Source organism: Flavobacterium sp. YO64, assembly GCF_004119505.1.
GTDB lineage: Bacteria > Bacteroidota > Bacteroidia > Flavobacteriales > Flavobacteriaceae > Flavobacterium > Flavobacterium oncorhynchi.
This window is the reverse complement of sequence record NZ_NRQV01000011.1, coordinates 143,874-160,963: the sequence shown is the minus strand read 5'-3', so window position 1 is coordinate 160,963 and position 17,090 is coordinate 143,874. Positions and strand designations below refer to the sequence as shown.

General features: G+C 31.0%; 15 protein-coding genes and 1 pseudogene. 10 read left to right on the top strand and 6 right to left on the bottom strand.

What is annotated here, in order from left to right; all coding sequences use genetic code 11:
• Positions 1-232 precede the first annotated feature (232 nt).
• The 5 genes from BOW57_RS20615 (at position 233) to BOW57_RS10120 (ending at position 2,298) form a co-directional block, all read left to right on the top strand.
• Positions 233-370 (top strand): hypothetical protein, encoded by a 138-nt coding sequence (locus tag BOW57_RS20615; protein ID WP_164973688.1) that lies wholly within the window; start codon positions 233-235, stop codon positions 368-370.
• Between the two features lie 194 nt (positions 371-564).
• The gene (locus BOW57_RS10135; RefSeq protein WP_129054023.1) at positions 565-774 is read left to right on the top strand and encodes a hypothetical protein; all 210 of its coding nucleotides are present in this window, start codon (positions 565-567) and stop codon (positions 772-774) included.
• Position 775: 1 nt separating this feature from the next.
• Entirely contained in the window at positions 776-1,243 is a 468-nt protein-coding gene (locus BOW57_RS10130; protein WP_129054022.1) for a hypothetical protein, read from the top strand.
• Between the two features lie 28 nt (positions 1,244-1,271).
• A complete protein-coding gene (locus tag BOW57_RS10125; protein WP_129054021.1) occupies positions 1,272-1,877 on the top strand; it encodes an Abi-alpha family protein in 606 nt (201 codons plus the stop codon).
• Between the two features lie 4 nt (positions 1,878-1,881).
• Entirely contained in the window at positions 1,882-2,298 is a 417-nt protein-coding gene (locus BOW57_RS10120; RefSeq protein WP_129054020.1) for a hypothetical protein, read from the top strand.
• A 72-nt stretch (positions 2,299-2,370) separates the two neighbouring features.
• On the opposite strand, the gene BOW57_RS10115 is transcribed toward BOW57_RS10120, so the two are convergent.
• The gene (locus tag BOW57_RS10115; RefSeq protein WP_129054019.1) at positions 2,371-2,988 is read right to left on the bottom strand and encodes a recombinase family protein; all 618 of its coding nucleotides are present in this window, start codon (positions 2,986-2,988) and stop codon (positions 2,371-2,373) included.
• An 800-nt stretch (positions 2,989-3,788) separates the two neighbouring features.
• Between BOW57_RS10115 and BOW57_RS10110 the strand changes: the two genes are divergently transcribed.
• Both BOW57_RS10110 and BOW57_RS10105 read left to right on the top strand, forming a co-directional pair.
• Complete coding sequence (locus tag BOW57_RS10110; RefSeq protein ID WP_129054018.1) at positions 3,789-4,058, top strand: hypothetical protein; 270 nt, start codon at positions 3,789-3,791, stop codon at positions 4,056-4,058.
• A 171-nt stretch (positions 4,059-4,229) separates the two neighbouring features.
• Positions 4,230-6,854 (top strand): hypothetical protein, encoded by a 2,625-nt coding sequence (locus tag BOW57_RS10105; protein WP_129054017.1) that lies wholly within the window; start codon positions 4,230-4,232, stop codon positions 6,852-6,854.
• A 44-nt stretch (positions 6,855-6,898) separates the two neighbouring features.
• Here BOW57_RS10105 and BOW57_RS10100 read toward each other — a convergent pair whose 3' ends face one another.
• The 5 genes and pseudogenes from BOW57_RS10100 to BOW57_RS10080 all read right to left on the bottom strand — a co-directional run.
• Positions 6,899-7,087: a hypothetical protein gene (locus BOW57_RS10100; RefSeq protein ID WP_129054016.1), complete on the bottom strand. Its 189-nt coding sequence runs from the start codon at positions 7,085-7,087 to the stop codon at positions 6,899-6,901.
• 12 nt (positions 7,088-7,099) lie between these two features.
• Entirely contained in the window at positions 7,100-7,897 is a 798-nt protein-coding gene (locus tag BOW57_RS10095; RefSeq protein WP_129054015.1) for a hypothetical protein, read from the bottom strand.
• A 38-nt stretch (positions 7,898-7,935) separates the two neighbouring features.
• Positions 7,936-8,532, bottom strand: a complete 597-nt coding sequence (locus BOW57_RS10090) for a hypothetical protein (protein ID WP_129054014.1) — start codon at positions 8,530-8,532, stop codon at positions 7,936-7,938.
• A 6-nt stretch (positions 8,533-8,538) separates the two neighbouring features.
• The gene (locus BOW57_RS10085; protein ID WP_129054013.1) at positions 8,539-9,978 is read right to left on the bottom strand and encodes a HEPN domain-containing protein; all 1,440 of its coding nucleotides are present in this window, start codon (positions 9,976-9,978) and stop codon (positions 8,539-8,541) included.
• A 171-nt stretch (positions 9,979-10,149) separates the two neighbouring features.
• Positions 10,150-10,803, bottom strand: a pseudogene (locus BOW57_RS10080) (magnesium chelatase domain-containing protein); the annotation flags it as partial.
• Positions 10,804-11,005: 202 nt separating this feature from the next.
• Here BOW57_RS10080 and BOW57_RS10075 point away from each other — a divergent pair.
• From BOW57_RS10075 to BOW57_RS10065, 3 genes are all read left to right on the top strand, one after another.
• Positions 11,006-14,005 carry an amidohydrolase family protein gene (locus BOW57_RS10075; protein WP_129054012.1) on the top strand — a complete coding sequence of 1,000 codons (3,000 nt, stop codon included), beginning with the start codon at positions 11,006-11,008 and terminating at the stop codon, positions 14,003-14,005.
• A gap of 37 nt (positions 14,006-14,042) precedes the next feature.
• Positions 14,043-15,350 carry an amidohydrolase family protein gene (locus BOW57_RS10070; protein ID WP_089054603.1) on the top strand — a complete coding sequence of 436 codons (1,308 nt, stop codon included), beginning with the start codon at positions 14,043-14,045 and terminating at the stop codon, positions 15,348-15,350.
• A gap of 341 nt (positions 15,351-15,691) precedes the next feature.
• Entirely contained in the window at positions 15,692-17,008 is a 1,317-nt protein-coding gene (locus BOW57_RS10065) for an ammonium transporter (RefSeq protein ID WP_129024766.1), read from the top strand.
• The last annotated feature ends 82 nt before the right edge of the window (positions 17,009-17,090 follow it).

Sequence of the window (17,090 nt, the reverse complement as noted above, 5' to 3'; positions counted from 1 at the left end):
GGTGTTTATTATGAAGAGACATATAATTGGGATGATAAATATCCAATACCTGAATTATCAATTGACGATGCTGTTCCAATGATTAAGAATGAATTAAAATCAGGTAAATATAAGATTGGTAAAGGATTACATTTTAAAAAGCTTAGTGTATAATTTGGATTACATATTTTAATTCATTAACCTTTGCAAATAACAACAACATAATACAAATAACAAATTAAATAATAAAATTATGGCAAATGTAGAACTAACAGACAAAGAAGTAATAGCACAAAAAATTGCTGAAAGAAAAGTTGAAACTAGAAAGCAAAAAGCAAAAAAAATAATGTTGAAGATGAACTTAAAAACTACGAAAAGAGTTTCTACATAACAACAAGAAGAAAAGAAATAAAGGCTACAATTGATGCAAGATTAAAAACAGTTGAAGATAATTATGCCAAAGCTAAGAAAGAAGCTGAAGTTGCTAATAAACTTGATATAACTAACTTCTATACTGAATTTAATGTACCTTATGACCCATCAGTACTAAAACCAAGAATAACAGCAACACCAATAGAGCATAAATTGAATTTCGTATCAGGCTTGACAAACATCGATGGAACACCAAAGTATAAATTAAACGATGATGCAACAGCGGTTATTGGAGCAAAGGGTGAAGAACTTAAATCAACTATTGTCTTTAAATTTAATGGTAGGAAACAAACTCTTAATGCAAAGAATTTATTAGCTTACTTGAAAGGTTTGAAAGATAATGGTGAAGAAAGAAATTCTTAGTATGATAAATCAAGTTTGGTTAGATAGAAATTCCGATATTATAATTGTTGCTTTAATAGGAACTGTACTTGGTGGTATAATATTGAGTTTATTGAAACTTGCCATTAATAAAGAATCATCAATAAATACAATAAAGAAAATACCATCCTTTATTAATAAGATTCTAAATATGAAGCTTGTTGAGATTTTACTTTTCATTGCAACTTATATTATGCCTATAGTATTATTTGCATACTTACTAATAAATTACTTCAATGCAATTCCAACTGTTCCAATTGTATTGTTACTAATTGTGGTTTGTTGCTTGATTACATTTGTTTTTGTTTTAAAACTTGTAATAATTTTTGGTCAAAATAGCAGTGCGAGTGTTTTTAGAAATTTTCAACTTACAATTGAGCACATTGAATTGTTGGAGAAGAAGATTGAAGTACTTGAAGCAAAATTAAAAAACATAGAAAAGCTATCGTAATTGATAGCTTTTTTTTAAATTAGATAATATGGAAAATAAGAAATTTGATATAACATCAACAGCAATTGAAAAAGGAATTGACTTGATTGGTGGATTCATTGAAAAGCTTGCAGGTTCAACACTTGAAGAAGCTGGTTTAATGTTTGGTGATAAAGTTCGTATAAGAAGATTAAAGAATCAAATTGAAATCTTTTCCAAAGCAAAACAAATTGCTGAAGAAAACGACATTAGCATCAAACAAATTAATCTTAAAATACTTGTTCCATTATTAGAATTTTCATCACTTGAAGAAGATGAAACGCTCCAGCAAAAATGGGCAAACCTTATAGTAAATTTTAGTGATGAATCTCAAAATTATGAATCATCAATCTTTCCATTTATACTTAGTCAACTTAATAAAGGTGATGTTGAATCATTTGGTGCATTTAAAGTATACAATAATGAATATAATTTTCATGTTGGCGTTATTAATTCTAGGATTGTAAAAGATAATTTATTAAGATTAGGTTTGATTGAAGAACACAGAAGTGCAGGTAGTGGGTACAATGAAATACCATTTGGTCATAAGCATCGAAGAACAGAATTAGGAATACAATTCTATGAATGCTGTTCAAATAAAAAAACTAAAAACTAGAAATATGTTAGATGAAGTCGTAAAATGGAGTTCTCAAACTCCCAATAACATTGATACGCTTGTAATTGGCGTTGTAGTTGGTTTAATCATACTTAAGTTAGCATCAATAAAACTAGGAGTACCTACTTATGTTAAGAAATTCTTTGAGATGAAAGTTGGTGAAGTAATTGCATTCTTTTTAAATTATATTATAACACCAATTGCTATAATAGACTTAACTATGGAAAATTATAACAAGCCAGTCACATATAGAACTTTGTTCACATTAACCTTATTAATCACCACTTACGTTTTTAACATTTTAATGAGCCATATATTAACATTATATAAAATTACCGAAATACATCAAAACATGTTTAAAGTGAGTTCTTCTGCATTAGAAAAGCAGATTGAAGAAGAAGCAAAATTAATGAGTAAGTAAATGAAATTTATATAACATTTAGAGCACCAAATTATGCAAATAAAAAAGCTATCAATGAGATAGCTTTTTTTATTATATAGTTATTAGCGATTGTTTAACTAGTATTGCTTTTACTTTCTGAACTGTTGCAAGGCTAACATTGGAAATACTGGCAATTTTTCTAAGTGATAAGTCAGAATGATTATTAAGTGTTTTAACAACAACTTTATATTTATCTAGTACTTCATTATCACTAGCACCTGAACCTTTAACACGTCCTTTAAATTTGCCTTGTGCAACTGCAATTGCAATTCCTTGTGCTTGTCGTTCTTTTGAGTTGGTACGTTCCATTTCACTAACATTAGCTAATACATCACTAATTAGCTTAAACGTTGGATTAACTTTATTATTAACAAGGCTTTCTATTCCAAGGTTATCAACCTTAAGAGTAACTAACTTTGTATTAAAGTATTCAATAGTATTTTGAATGTTGTAGGTCGACCGTCCAAGCCTGTCAATTGCTTCACAACTTACATAAGATATTAAACCGTTTTCAATTGCTTTGATTAACTCTAAAGCTTGGGGTCTTTCAGCAAATGGAACAGCACCACTAATAACATCTATAAACACTTGTTCATCTGTATTTGCATTTACTGTTTGCCTAATGGTGTTTTGAGTTGCCGAACTTACTCTTATGTATCTTGCTTTCATTTTAACTTGTTTTATTGAACAAGTCAAAGGTAAATAATTAATATATTGTATGCAAATAAAGTATAGTTATAATTAATACAAAAATATTAAATAAAACGATGTTTAAGCTCATTCTTACCTGTATTTTTAAGCACACCCTAAATGCATACAATAGTAGTTATTAATCTAAATTAAAACTACTCAGTTAACATGCGAACACATCGATGTTAAACAACTATTTTAATATCATTACCCGACTTTTTTGTGATTGACCAGGAGAACAAATACTGGAGCATGTAGGTACATAAAGGAACAATATTAAGTACATGTCACTTTTTTTTGACAGCAAAATTCCAAAAATAATTAACGAGCATATCCGACTGTTAATATAGCACACCCCCCTATGTACACTTATTGGTTAGCGGGTAACTGGAGCAACCGAAATCTTAAATTATTAACCTAGGGGGGCGGGGGGCTGACCAAAAGCAAACGATAGCTGAGTTTTGTTACTTGCTCTTTTCCGTTACTGATGCTGTCCTGATAGATTTTCTATATACATATCTCACTAGGACGCTATCACTGTTTATTCATAAATCTAACAAATACAGTACTTTACGAAGTTTAAAGTATATATACGCTGAGGTCAAGAAAATGTATCGACCTCAAAGCTCTTAAAAAAACGCTGATTAGACCTCGTAACAAAATGTTATTATTGTAACAAAATACGTGTATTTTGTTAAATAACGTGAATTTAGTTGACTTTTGCTCCTTGCGGAAGTATAATTGTAATATAACGAAGGGAATAATACTTAACAACCAACATGAATGAACAAAGAAAGAAATGGGTTCTATGCGTAGAACCTACAAAACTAACATTACAAGAGCGAAAAGATGCAATGCTATTTTTAGCATTCCTAAACATCTATGATGACTACAACAATGCATTAAAAATGTACAAGGATTATTGGCTAGATACCGTACATGTTTTGCCAAGTACAAACAGCGCAAAATACAATGGCGTAAAGCAAACTAGATGTTTAGCGATGCGCAGAATTAGAAAGGTTTATTGTGACTATATCACTTTAAACTAAAAACAAAAAAGAGCGTAACTAGTTGTTACACTCTTTAAAATTGGGTTTGAGCGACCTAATAAAATAATGTTCATTTACTGATTTATAATCTTGTTAGTAATAGCTAACAACAATGAGCAAAAGACTTAATTACCTATTAACAAATATACTTCATTTTTATAAAAAGTCAAATTGTTAGTTAAGTCATCAATACCAAATATAAAGGTGTTAGAGAATGTTAAAACAATTAAATTTAATTCAAAATATGTAAGCGGAAAAGCTAAAGAGTTAATTACAAATTTCGAACGAAATACATACATAATAAAAGGTAGTACTGGTGTAGGTGGTACTACTGCATTACTTAACTACACAGAATCCAACTGTTTAATCATATCACCAAACGTGGGAATGATTAAAGGTAAAGAGGGCAAGCAATATACTAGTGAGAGACAAGTTTTCATCTATGCAAGTTCAAAGGATAAATGGAAAGACGTTAGCGATTATCTAGGCAATGAAGACAATAACAACTTAATCATTAACACAACACCCGACCAGATTTGTATAATAAGAAACACCAATAAAGAACTATATGACAAGTTACGAACTTTTAATATCTTTGTAGATGAGTTTCATGTTTATACAACCGATGCAACGTTTAGAGATAGTGTAGGCCAGTTGATGGAAATTATATTCAATGAATGGATAGCAAAATTTAAGTTAAGTACTGCAACACCAAACTATAGCTTATTTGATATACCAACAAATATCGATATTGACATTTATAAGATTGAACGTGCCGACCAACCAAAGAAACGGTTGGCTTACTCATATGACATTAACGATTTGAAACCGTTTGTTTATGGTGAAGTTGCTAAGGGGCGTATGGTGGTGCTATTTACAAACAATAGCCGTTATCATAAGTCATTTAAAGATTTAAAAGTACATAACTTAACGGGTGAAACACTACAGGTAAAATTAGCACCATTTGAACGTGGTCAAGATGGTATTAAGTTTTCAAGTGATACACAAGTACTGATAGTGAGTAGTTCTTACTATGCAGGTTTTGATATTGATGTAGATTGCAGTATGATATTTGTCAGCGAGGAACTAATGCCACAAAATAAGATTAGCATTAACAACCTAATGCAAGCGTATGGACGTGGACGTGCCAACATTCATAATGCATTATATATTAACGCTAGAGCATTCAAAAATCAACCTAACGTTGTAACTACACTTAGTGATGTAGACAGAGCAATAGCAGTAGCTGAAACGAATATTAACAAAGCGAATGAAGACTTAAACAAAAACATGAATTACAGTTTGCATCCTTTATACGTTAACCGTTCCCACTATAGAGCCGAAGCAATTCAAGTAGCAAACGACTACGTACAATACACACCATGTGTAATGATTAAAACACTTGAAAGCAATAATTTTGAGGTTGTTGAATATGACAATAGCTATGTTAATGATATAGTTGCACAAAGTACTACAACACTATTTCAAGATAGGATTAAGAACCTATTGCAAATAGATGAAAAGAATTTATTCTATAGTTATCTCACCATCAAAAAGAACTTAACTTACAAAGACAATCCAACGTTTACCACTAGTCTGGCACTAGAATACTTAACAAGTATCTTAATAAAAAAAAGCGATACTCACTTAGTCAGCATGTTAGATAATAGACGCTTAAAGGCAAATGACCTGTACAGTTCTTTCAACTTGTTCTTAAGAGTTAACTATCCCACTACATACTTATATGAACAACTAACGGACGTACAGCAACGAAAAGCAGAAAGCCTACATAAACAGGAAAAATACAATGAAAAGCTAAATGGGAGTTGGTTGTTAATCAAAGACTGGTATCTATTGTATGCAGTGCATAAAGCTAAGAAAGGAATATTGCCGACCAACATCGAACGTCAGATATTAATCTACAAGCATTTTTACGATGAGCAAGTATATAACGATAATTCTAGTGATACACATAACCGCATACGTACAACAAAAAATCATATCGTCAAACAGATTTTTGATGAAAAGATAGCACTTGTTGACAGTGAGATAAATTGGCTAAATGAAGTGATTAAGAATAGGTATAAAAGCATTGATAATGGTGAAACACTTAGCAATAGCAACTCTAGGGTGAATCTAGTAAAAAAGATGGTTAACGCTTTGTTGTTCCTTTGGTCAGGTGGCAAAAATGAAATCATCAAAGAGGTTAAAAATAGAGAGTATCATTCGATAACACAGCTACCAAGTGCATTTAGATGTATCAATCCAATTAAATACTTAAGCATTGATTTAACTAGCGCTAACCCGCAAATTGTAGATAGTATTTTAAGTACAGGGGTCGCAATGGATGTGTATAAGAACTTAATGAACAACCGAAGTATAACAAGGAATGAAGCAAAGAAAATGTATAATTCTTGCTTAAACAATCATAAGCTCACACAAGCTAAAGCATTTCAAATTTACTTAGATTGTGGGTATGGTGAAGCGAAGTCGAAGGAATTAAGCAAGCTAACTGCACAAGTTCCAAAAGGTTCTTTCTATGAGATTATGACGTTAAATGAGAAACGATTAATGGAAAACTATGCAAGTGTTTTGCCGATACAAAGTTATCGCTTTCATGATGCAATAATAGTCCAGTATGAAGATGTAATAAACAACAATCTAACACTACCAAACTTTGTGAATGATTATGTGTACCATGTTGATTTCTTTAATGATTCACGTGAATATAGTAACGTCACCGATGAAAAATTTTACAGTAAGAATGGTTTCATAAACAACTATAAGGTAGCATAGAAATCAACACTATTATAAAAGCCATTTAGAAATAAGTGGCTTTTCTAGTATATGATATTTTCTTTAAAAGCTTCTATTGCTTTTTCAATTTCAATCAACTTAGAATCCAATTCAAGATAGGATTCACTAGTTAATCTTTCATATTCTTCTAAGTTATTGTATAGCTTCATTTCTCTTTTAATAAGCTTCGACAATGCAAGCAAATCCGATAATGATAGTTCCGATAGTTTCATATCTACAATTAATTAGTCAGTAAATAAACTTTCAAGCTTTTTTATATAAATTTTTTCATTTTTAATAATCTTTCCTTTTCTATCTTTTTTAATTTTACTTGTAATCTTAATAAACATATATTTATCATTAAAATATAATAACTCCTGTTTTGTATTTGGAAACTTATGTGCAACATCTTTTTTGATGTTTTCGATATTGACAATATTAGTCGGTGTAATAAATAGATTATGAATACCTTTTGATATACAAGCTATAACAACAATGTATAAAATTAACAACAGAACGTTTGCACCTTTATAAAACTTTTTATATTTTTCTTTAGCAAAATAATAGGCTTTATCTAAAGTTCTATTAATAAGAAGAAGATATATGTATGTAAATGGAATTGTCCATTCTAAGTAATCATAATCTATTATATTCATTTTATTATGTAGATAAGTCCAAAGCATAAAACCATACAAAAAAACAAACCAAATAACGTGTTTTTTCAATTCAGCTTTTCTATATTTTTCGTATTCTTCAGCACTTACTGCTTCAGCATCCTGTGGACTACTCTTTTCGAAAAACAAGATATCAGCGAACCATCCGATAGCACTAAAAGAAAAAGAAAGTATAATAAGCATTATAATCAATAAACCATCAGGTACAATTTGCGATATTGAAAAGAATCTAATATACGTTATAGATATTGACATTAATTCAAGTGCCTGCCATAATCCACCAATAAATGCTGGAACAACAATTATGATATTAAGATTGTCTTTAAGAAAACCTACAATTTCTTTTGATTTAATACCTGTTTGAATCATGTATAAGATGTTATGTTTTAATATTAAAAATGAATTACTTATTCACCTAGAAGTTCACGAAATTTAATTTCTATTTGTTTCTTAATTGGATATAGCTTACCATTTAGTTCTTTAATAGATGACATGTTATTATCTTTAATATCATCAACATTATAAGTTGCAAAAATGATTAACGATTGCGAGAAAAATTCATCTAATAAGTTCTGATTTGGTTCATCAAAAAAAATTTTATTTTTATTAAAAAAATTTTGAAATTCATCATGTAAATTAGCGTAATCATTTTTTAAAATCTCAACAATTTCTGCATCTCTACTACCTTTTAATACATAGTCAATTGGACTTATGTATTTTTTTAATGATTCAGAAGTTTCATTAATGTATGTATAAGTTCTTTCTAATACTTCAAACCTTTTTTCGTGTAACTTGGTGAACTTGAAATTGTCTTTTGACTTCAAATGATTAAGTTCAATCTGAAATTGACTAATCTCTTTTGAATGTTCAGCTTTAACTTCTTCAAGCTTTTTATCTAGAGAATTTTTAACACTACCTTTAATACGTTCAGTTATATATAAAACAACTAAAGTTGGTATAACCGAATAAACAAATAGATTAGCGATAAAACTATATTTTTCCATATCTTTTTAATTAAAAACTCTTGATGACTTATTAATAAATAACTGATTTAACGCTTCTTTGTCAAAGCCAACCTCAATAAGAATAGCGCCAATTAAAAATCGTTGTAGCTTTATATATAGCTCTACTAAGTTATCACCTTCTAATGCATTTTCTTTTCCATCAGGGTCGAAATGCGTAAGGTAATTTCTAGTGTTTTTTACCTGTTTTATAAAAATGTCAGTATCACCAATAAAATTTAAAACTGTTGGTATTGAATATTGACTAATAAGCTCCCGTAATCTCATTTCTAAATTAAGCTTGTTATTAAGTTGCATATTTACCCACTTGTATAAATCATCATCATTTAATGAATCTTCTATTTTCTTTTGCTTCTTTTTAAATTCAGCTCTAGGTAATATCCTTGAATGTTTATTTTTTATATTTAATAAAAGATGAAAGCTCTCTGCCGCTTGTGCTAAATTCAAAAAGAAAACATCAATTATTTTTTCATTCGTATAAAAATGATAAAATACCAAATTAAAAGCTGGATTCAATTTCTCATATTTAGTGAACCAGTTAGTAATTATTGAAGGAAAAACTTCTTTTATGTCATCATATGTGAATAACATTTCAAAATGAGTTTTCGCTATTTTATTTGCAATCCTTTTTCGTTGACTATAATATAATTTAACTCTCTTATTAATTTGAATGTATTCTGTTTCACCTGTTCTAACACTATCAAAAACTTTATCACATATTAATTCAATATTTGAAGGATTAATATCTGTATATAATGAAGTAACTAAAAAATTTTGAAACTTAAATAGACTATTAATACAGTCAGTAAGTGATAAAGAATCTTTTGATAACAATGTTAAATACGTAGTTTGCTTTACTGAATATTCTTTTTGAAACTGGGATGTAGATGATTTGGTTACATTGAATCTAAATGCTCCATTTAAAGTATCATTAATTTCAAATTCTATAGGAGCTGGTTCATAATAACTGAAGTTAAGATTTAAACTGTCATCATTTTCAAAATTAATATCAATATTTGAAAAACCATCTACGCCTAGCCACTCATCTAAATTGAAAATTTCAGATAAAATCTCGTTAAATGATAGGTCATTGTCATTTTTAATATGTGCTCCTTCAATTATAAATTGTAGATGATAACTACTTGATTGTTGTCCACTCAAATTACGCATTCTTAATTTTTGTTCATGATTTTTCGGGACACCTCTTAAATTCCGAATGTAACATTTATGCAAAGTAATTTCAGTTCCATCAAGTGTTGTTCCTAAAATAAAATCAATATTATCAGTATTTTCAAATTCGTAAAAACTCCCAAATAGTTCAAGTAAACTATACTTCTCATGAGGTTTAAACGTTAAAACACCTTTGATTCTGTTATCTAAATTATCAGGTAAAAACCATTCACCTTTAAATACTATGTCTTCATCCATTAAATTAGCTTTTTGTAAATATACACACTTCACTAATTAATTGTTCTTTGGGTGATTACTAATTTTTAAAAAACAAGAATAATATTACTTTAGAATAAAATTCGTTCAAATAAAATATATACATCGCTTATTTTTAATGTATTACGTAATGGTATTTCTTTACTATATTTATATAATATTATGCCCTCCTGCCGCTGCAATTTCCATACAGCGTTTTATACTTTCTTGTCCACGAACATCAGAAAAATCATGTTCAGGAAAATCTAGTGTTTTGTAAAATTCTTCTCGGGTATCAATTACTGTTGGTTCAAGAGTGCCTTTTCCACCAAAAAAATCAATTATTTCTTGTAAATTAGAAACACCGTAAACATCTAAACCAGCAACAATAGCCGCTTCTTTTACATTTTGAATAGGCAGAAAAAAGCCTTTATATCCTTCTTCTTTTGCTTTTATAGCAATAGGCAAAGCGCCGCGAATAGGTTGTAAACTTCCGTCAAGAGAAAGTTCACCCATAATAATATACTGTTCAATTTCTGGCGCTTTTATCTGATCTGAACCAACCAAAATCCCCATTGCCAATGGTAAATCGTATGCAGAACCTTCTTTACGAAGATCGGCGGGCGCCATATTTATTGTGATTCTTTTTCCAGGTAAGCTTAATCCATTGTTTTTAAGCGCTGCTGCAATTCTAAAACTGCTTTCTTTAATTGCATTATCAGGAAGACCAACTAAATGATAACCAATTCCTTTATCCATATGCACTTCGATCGTAATCGTTGTTGCTTCCACTCCAAAAACAGCACTTCCGTAAACTTTTACCAGCATAATATCTTTAATGAAAAGTAAAAGTATTTAATTTAATTGAAAACCTTTATTTTTTTGTAAATATTTTATTACATAAATTTTAAACTTTTATTTCAACCGAGCCAGTTATTAATTTCTACCTAACAAAAAAACACTTTTTAAATTTTACACTTGCTTAAATAGTAATAATTGTTATTTTTATGAAAAATTAGCCTTATTATCCATGAAAAAAACCTTACTCCTACTCTTTTTGAGCATATTTTTAACAAAAATACATGCCCAAGATTATTTCCCTGTTAACGAAAGTGTACATAACAAAATTAAAAACTACACGGTATTCACAAATGCAACGATTTATGTAACTCCAACGCAAAAAATCGAAAAAGGAATCTTACTTATTCAAGACGGTAAAGTTGTTGCTGTTGGAAATACAATTTCGATTCCTAAAAACAGTATTACAATAGATCTTACAGGAAAAACAATTTATCCTTCGTTTATTGATATTTATACTTCTTTTGGAGTAGAAAAACCAAAATCTAACTTGACGCGAGGACGTGATCGCAGCCCTTTGTATGACACCAAAAAAACAGGCTATTACTGGAACGAAAGCATACTTCCAGAAGTAAACTCGTATGAAACTTTTAAATACGACCAGCCTAAAGCCGAAGAATTATTAAAAGCAGGTTTTGGAGTTGTTGGAACCCATATTCCAGATGGAGTTGCTCAAGGAACTGGCGCTTTGGTTGCTTTAAACAATACTGACAACAGCAAACAAATTATTGCAAATAAATTGACCAACCATTTTGCCTTTACCAGAAGTGCACTGACCAATCAAGCTTACCCAAGCTCGCTTATGGGTATGATGGCATTGTTACGCCAAATGTATTTAGATTTGGATTGGTACAAAAAAGGAAATTCTGAAACCAAAGATTTATCATTAGAAGCATTGGCAAACAATGAAAAACTAGTTCAAATTTTTGCTTCAGAAGACAAATTAAACAGCTTAAGAGCGGCAAAAATTGCCAAAGAATTTGGTTTAAACTATATTCTAAAAGGAAGCGGTAATGAATTTGAAAGAATAGAAGAAATTAAAAACACAAATGCTAAATTTATTATCCCAATAAGTTTTCCAGAAGCTTACGATGTCACAAATCCTTATTTATCCAATCAGATTGAACTGGCTGATATGCGTTTTTGGAATCAAGCTCCAACGAACTTAAAAGTGCTTTCGGACAACGGAATTGTTTTTGCTTTGACTACGGACAAGCTAAAAAAAATAGAAGATTTTAAACCTAATCTTTTAAAAGCCATTAAATATGGTTTTGATAAAACAAAAGCATTAGAAGCACTAACTACAATTCCTGCAGCAATTTTAGGAAAAAGCAATGAAGTTGGAAGTTTAAAAACAGGCAGTTATGCCAATTTCATTATTACTTCGGGAGAAGTTTTTGACGAAAAAACAATCTTATTTGAAAACTGGGTTCAAGGAAATAAATTTATAGTAACCGATATTAATGCAAAAGATATTCGCGGCAATTATGATTTAACTATTGGAAAGGAAAGCTACAAATGGAAAATTAACGGAACTGCTGATAGTCCGAAATCTGAAATAACAACGGTTGATGCCAAAAAACTGAAAACAACTTTTGCCGTTTCTAAAAATTGGATTTCTCTAGTTATTAAACCAGCCGATTCTACTAAATCTACTTTTACACGTTTAACAGGATTTATTGAAAAACCTGAAAGTTTGTCTGGAAAAGCGGTTTTATCTAATGGAGATGAATTAGTTTGGAATGCAGTAAAAACAAGTCCGTTTGTTGCTGTAAAAGATTCAGCTAAAGTAGAAAAACCAAATAGTGTTATACCTGTAACGTATCCTAATATTGCTTTTGGAGATGCTAAAAAACAAACTGCGCAAACTTTATTGTTTAAAAATGCTACTGTTTGGACAAATGAAAAAGATGGGATCTTAACGGAAACTGATGTTTTAATAAAAAACGGAAAAATCGCTGCTGTTGGTAAAAATATCTCTGACGCTTCTGCAACTATTATTGATGCAAAAGGCAAGCATATTACAAGCGGTATTATCGACGAGCACTCTCATATTGCCATTTCAAAAGGTGTGAATGAGAGCGGACATAATTCTACTGCGGAAGTTACCATTCAAGATGTTGTAAACTCTGAAGACATTAATATTTATAGAGATCTTGCAGGAGGTGTAACCATTTCGCAATTATTACATGGATCAGCAAACCCTATTGGAGGTCGTTCTGCAATTGTAAAATGGAAATGGGGTTCTTCTCCAGACGAAATGTTGTATAAAAATCAGCCTAAGTTTATCAAATTTGCCTTGGGAGAAAATGTAAAACAAGCCAATTGGGGAATTGATAATCCTACTCGTTTTCCACAAACCAGGATGGGAGTTGAACAAGTTTTTACCGATTATTTTCAGCTTGCAAAAGAATACGATGAAAACTGGAAAAAATTCAATACCGGTTCTAAAAAAGGAAAAGCACCAAGAGTTGACTTAGAATTACAGACCATTGCAGAGATTTTAAATAAAGAACGTTTTATTACGTGTCACTCTTACGTAGAATCTGAAATTTTAATGTTAATGAATGTTACCGAAAAATTTAATTTCAAGGTAAATACATTTACCCATATTCTTGAAGGTTACAAAGTAGCTGACAAAATGAAGGAACACGGTGTTGGTGCTTCGACTTTCTCTGACTGGTGGGCTTATAAATTTGAAGTAAATGATGCTATTCCGTTTAACGGACCAATTATGCACAATGAAGGATTGGTAGTTGCTTACAACTCAGATGATGCCGAAATGTCGCGCAGATTGAATCAAGAAGCTGCAAAAGCAGTTAAATACGGGAATATTTCTGAAGAAGAAGCTTGGAAGTTTGTAACTCTAAATCCTGCTAAATTATTACACATCGATGATAAAGTAGGAAGTTTAAAAGTGGGTAAAGATGCAGATGTCGTATTGTGGAGCGAAAATCCATTATCTATTTATGCGAAAGCAGAAAAAACAATCATTGAAGGAGTTGTCTATTTTGATCTTGAAAAAGATGCACAAAAGCAATTGGCAATTACAAAAGAAAGAAATGAATTGATTGGACAAATGCTGCAAGAAAAAAACAAAGGAAACAGCACACAGCAGCCAACACGAAAAGAAAAAAAAGAATATCACTGTGACACTTTAGAACAGTTATAAAACTTTTAAAAATTTCAAAATAATAAAAAAAGACAACATGATACATCAATATATTTATAAACTGCTGCCTGTTTTTTTTGCTTCTGTTTCAATATATGCACAGCAAATTCCGGCATCAAAACAAACTAAATCTGTTTTGATTTTAAATGCCACTGCACATTTAGGCAATGGTAACGTAATTCAAAATAGTGCTATTGGATTTAAAGACGGGAAAATTACCTTGGTGGCAGATGCAACAACGATCAGATTAGCTGCCAACGCTTATGATACGACTATCGATGCCAGCGGGAAACACGTTTACCCAGGATTTATAGCTGCCAACACCACCTTAGGATTAGTCGAAATTGATGCTGTAAAATCATCAGACGATCAAGAAGAAATTGGAAGTTTTAATCCGAATGTAAGAAGTATTATTGCTTATAATTCAGAATCTAAGGTTGTTGAAACCGTTCGTCCAAATGGTATTTTAATCGCACAGGTTACGCCAAGAGGCGGCAGGATTTCAGGAACATCTTCTATTGTTCAATTAGATGCTTGGAGCTGGCAGGATGCTATTGTAAAAGAGAATGACGGAATCCATCTTAATTTTCCATCTAGTTTTAAAAGATCTGGTTCATGGTTTGAACCCGGACTAATTGAAGCAAATAAAGATTATCCTAAACAAGCCGAAGAAATAAATGCATTTTTAATAAATGCTAAAGTCTACAATCAAGGTTCGAGTAAAGAAAGAAATATTGTTCTTGAAGCTACAAAAGGGCTTTTTGATGGAACACAAACACTTTATATTCATGCAGATGAAGAAAAACAAATTGTAGATGCTATTCAATTAGCAGTTGACAATCAAATTAAAAAGATTGTTATTGTTGGAGGATTTGAAGCTTACAAAGCAGCTGATGCATTGCAAAAATACAACGTAGGTGTTTTATTAAGACGTGTACATGACATGCCTACAAGCGATGATCAAGATGTAAACCTGCCTTATAAAATGGCTAAAATCTTAACAGACAAAGGTATCGTAGTAGGATTAGAAAACAGTGGAGATCATGAACGTATGAGTGTTAGAAACCTTCCATTTTTAGCAGGAACTTGCGCCGCTTTTGGTTTAGATAAAGAAAAAGCTGTACAGCTCATAACTTTAAATACAGCAAAGCTACTTGGCATTGATACTAGCTGCGGAACATTAGAAACGGGTAAAGATGCAACTTTATTTATCTCCGAAGGTGATGCACTGGATATGAGAACAAATAAATTAACGAGCGCTTTTATTCAAGGAAGAACCATTATTTTAGAAACTTTCCAAACGAAATTAAACGATAAATTTAAGGCAAAGTTCAATCAGAAATAAACCTTAAGTTATTTCCCAAAAAGGCATCATTTGAATAATTCATCTGATGCCTTTTTTATTTACAAATAAAACTACTTTTTCAATATTTTTCAATTATTTACGCATAGTTACTCTTAAAAACAAAACTATTCCTACGTTTTTTTGTTAACAAAACCCACAAACAGTATAAATCACGTTCCAACGATTAACAAATTGTAAATTTTAAGTTTATTTTAAGAAATAGATTTAAAATTATAGGGGTCAAAATGAAAATTCAATAAAAATAAAACAGTTACCCCTATTTTTTTATGGGGTATTGAATGATTTTATACTTTTATCAAAAATTTTAAAACTAAATAACTATGCGAAAAATTATTTTAAGTGTGATTCTTATCACTATTTTAGTACTAACCTTTATATCAAATTTTATCATAGCAGATAACCCAATTCCTGCAGAAGCGGTAAAGTTTGATACGGGAGATACTGCCTGGATGATCGTTGCGACGGCTTTTGTATTGTTAATGACTCCTGGATTAGGTTTTTTCTATGGCGGAATGGTAGGTAAGAAAAACGTTATCAGCACAATGCTTCAAAGTTTTATGGCAATGGTAATAGTTACAATTCTATGGGTTGTGGTTGCCTTTGGATTAGCTTTTGGTCCTTCAATTGGAGGAATCATCGGAAATCCATCATACAACTTATTCTTTGAAGGTGTTGGAACCAGCACAGCATGGAGTCTTGCACCAACAATTCCGTTTATGTTATTCGCATTATTTCAGGCAAAATTTGCAATCATTACACCTGCCTTAATAACTGGTGCATTTGCAGAACGTGTACGTTTTTGGGCTTACTTGTTATTCATGGTTTTATTTATCATTTTCATATATTCTCCTTTAGCACATATGACATGGCATCCTGATGGAGTTTTCTTTAAAATGGGAGTTCTTGACTTTGCAGGAGGAACGGTTGTACATATGAGTGCAGGTTGGGCAGCTCTTGCTGGAGCAATCTTTTTAGGAAAAAGAAAAGTACAAAAAGTTAATCCTGCCAGAATTACTTATGTATTGTTAGGAACTGGTTTATTATGGTTTGGATGGTTTGGTTTTAACGCCGGATCAGCTTTAGGAGCAAATGGTTTAGCCGTACAAGCTTTAGGAACAACAACTGTTGCTGCTGCAGCTGCCGCTATGGCTTGGGTTTTCTTAGATAAAATTTTAGGTCACAAATTATCTGCACTTGGTGCTTGTATAGGAGCTGTTGTAGGTCTTGTTGCTATTACACCTGCAGCTGGTTTCGTAAGTATATCTCACGCTATCTTTATTGGTGCATTTGCTGCAATTGTAAGTAATCTTGTAGTAAGCAAATTCCCTAAAGGAAAAATTGACGACGCTCTTGATGTATTTGCTTGTCACGGTGTTGGTGGTATGGTAGGTATGCTGTTAACTGGAGTGTTTGCTTCAAAAGCTATCAACCCAGCTGTTGGAGATAACCAAGGTTTAGTTTTTGGAACGCCAACATTGTTTATCAACCAATTAACAGCATTAGTAGTGGTATCGATCTTTGCTTTTGTTGCTTCTTATGCTTTATTCTTTATCGTAAATAAAATTACTCCTCTAAGAGTTACTGAAGAAAAAGAAGAGTTAGGATTAGATATCTCTCAACACGGAGAGTTTTTATAAGATTCAATTTCCCCTTTTGCCTTTAAATAAAAAAGCACTCTAAGTTTAAACTTAGAGTGCTTTTTGTTTGAATTAAATTCTT

Bases quoted from the DNA above. Each gene is read 5' to 3' on its own strand.
- BOW57_RS10110 (WP_129054018.1), top strand. From the start codon at position 3,789: ATGAATGAACAAAGAAAGAAATGGGTTCTATGCGTAGAACCTACAAAA.
- BOW57_RS10065 (WP_129024766.1), top strand. From the start codon at position 15,692: ATGCGAAAAATTATTTTAAGTGTGATTCTTATCACTATTTTAGTACTA.
- BOW57_RS10070 (WP_089054603.1), top strand. From the start codon at position 14,043: ATGATACATCAATATATTTATAAACTGCTGCCTGTTTTTTTTGCTTCT.
- BOW57_RS10075 (WP_129054012.1), top strand. From the start codon at position 11,006: ATGAAAAAAACCTTACTCCTACTCTTTTTGAGCATATTTTTAACAAAA.
- BOW57_RS10085 (WP_129054013.1), bottom strand. From the start codon at position 9,978: ATGGATGAAGACATAGTATTTAAAGGTGAATGGTTTTTACCTGATAAT.
- BOW57_RS10125 (WP_129054021.1), top strand. From the start codon at position 1,272: ATGGAAAATAAGAAATTTGATATAACATCAACAGCAATTGAAAAAGGA.
- BOW57_RS10115 (WP_129054019.1), bottom strand. From the start codon at position 2,988: ATGAAAGCAAGATACATAAGAGTAAGTTCGGCAACTCAAAACACCATT.
- BOW57_RS20615 (WP_164973688.1), top strand. From the start codon at position 233: ATGGCAAATGTAGAACTAACAGACAAAGAAGTAATAGCACAAAAAATT.
- BOW57_RS10100 (WP_129054016.1), bottom strand. From the start codon at position 7,087: ATGAAACTATCGGAACTATCATTATCGGATTTGCTTGCATTGTCGAAG.
- BOW57_RS10090 (WP_129054014.1), bottom strand. From the start codon at position 8,532: ATGGAAAAATATAGTTTTATCGCTAATCTATTTGTTTATTCGGTTATA.
- BOW57_RS10120 (WP_129054020.1), top strand. From the start codon at position 1,882: ATGTTAGATGAAGTCGTAAAATGGAGTTCTCAAACTCCCAATAACATT.
- BOW57_RS10095 (WP_129054015.1), bottom strand. From the start codon at position 7,897: ATGATTCAAACAGGTATTAAATCAAAAGAAATTGTAGGTTTTCTTAAA.
- BOW57_RS10130 (WP_129054022.1), top strand. From the start codon at position 776: ATGATAAATCAAGTTTGGTTAGATAGAAATTCCGATATTATAATTGTT.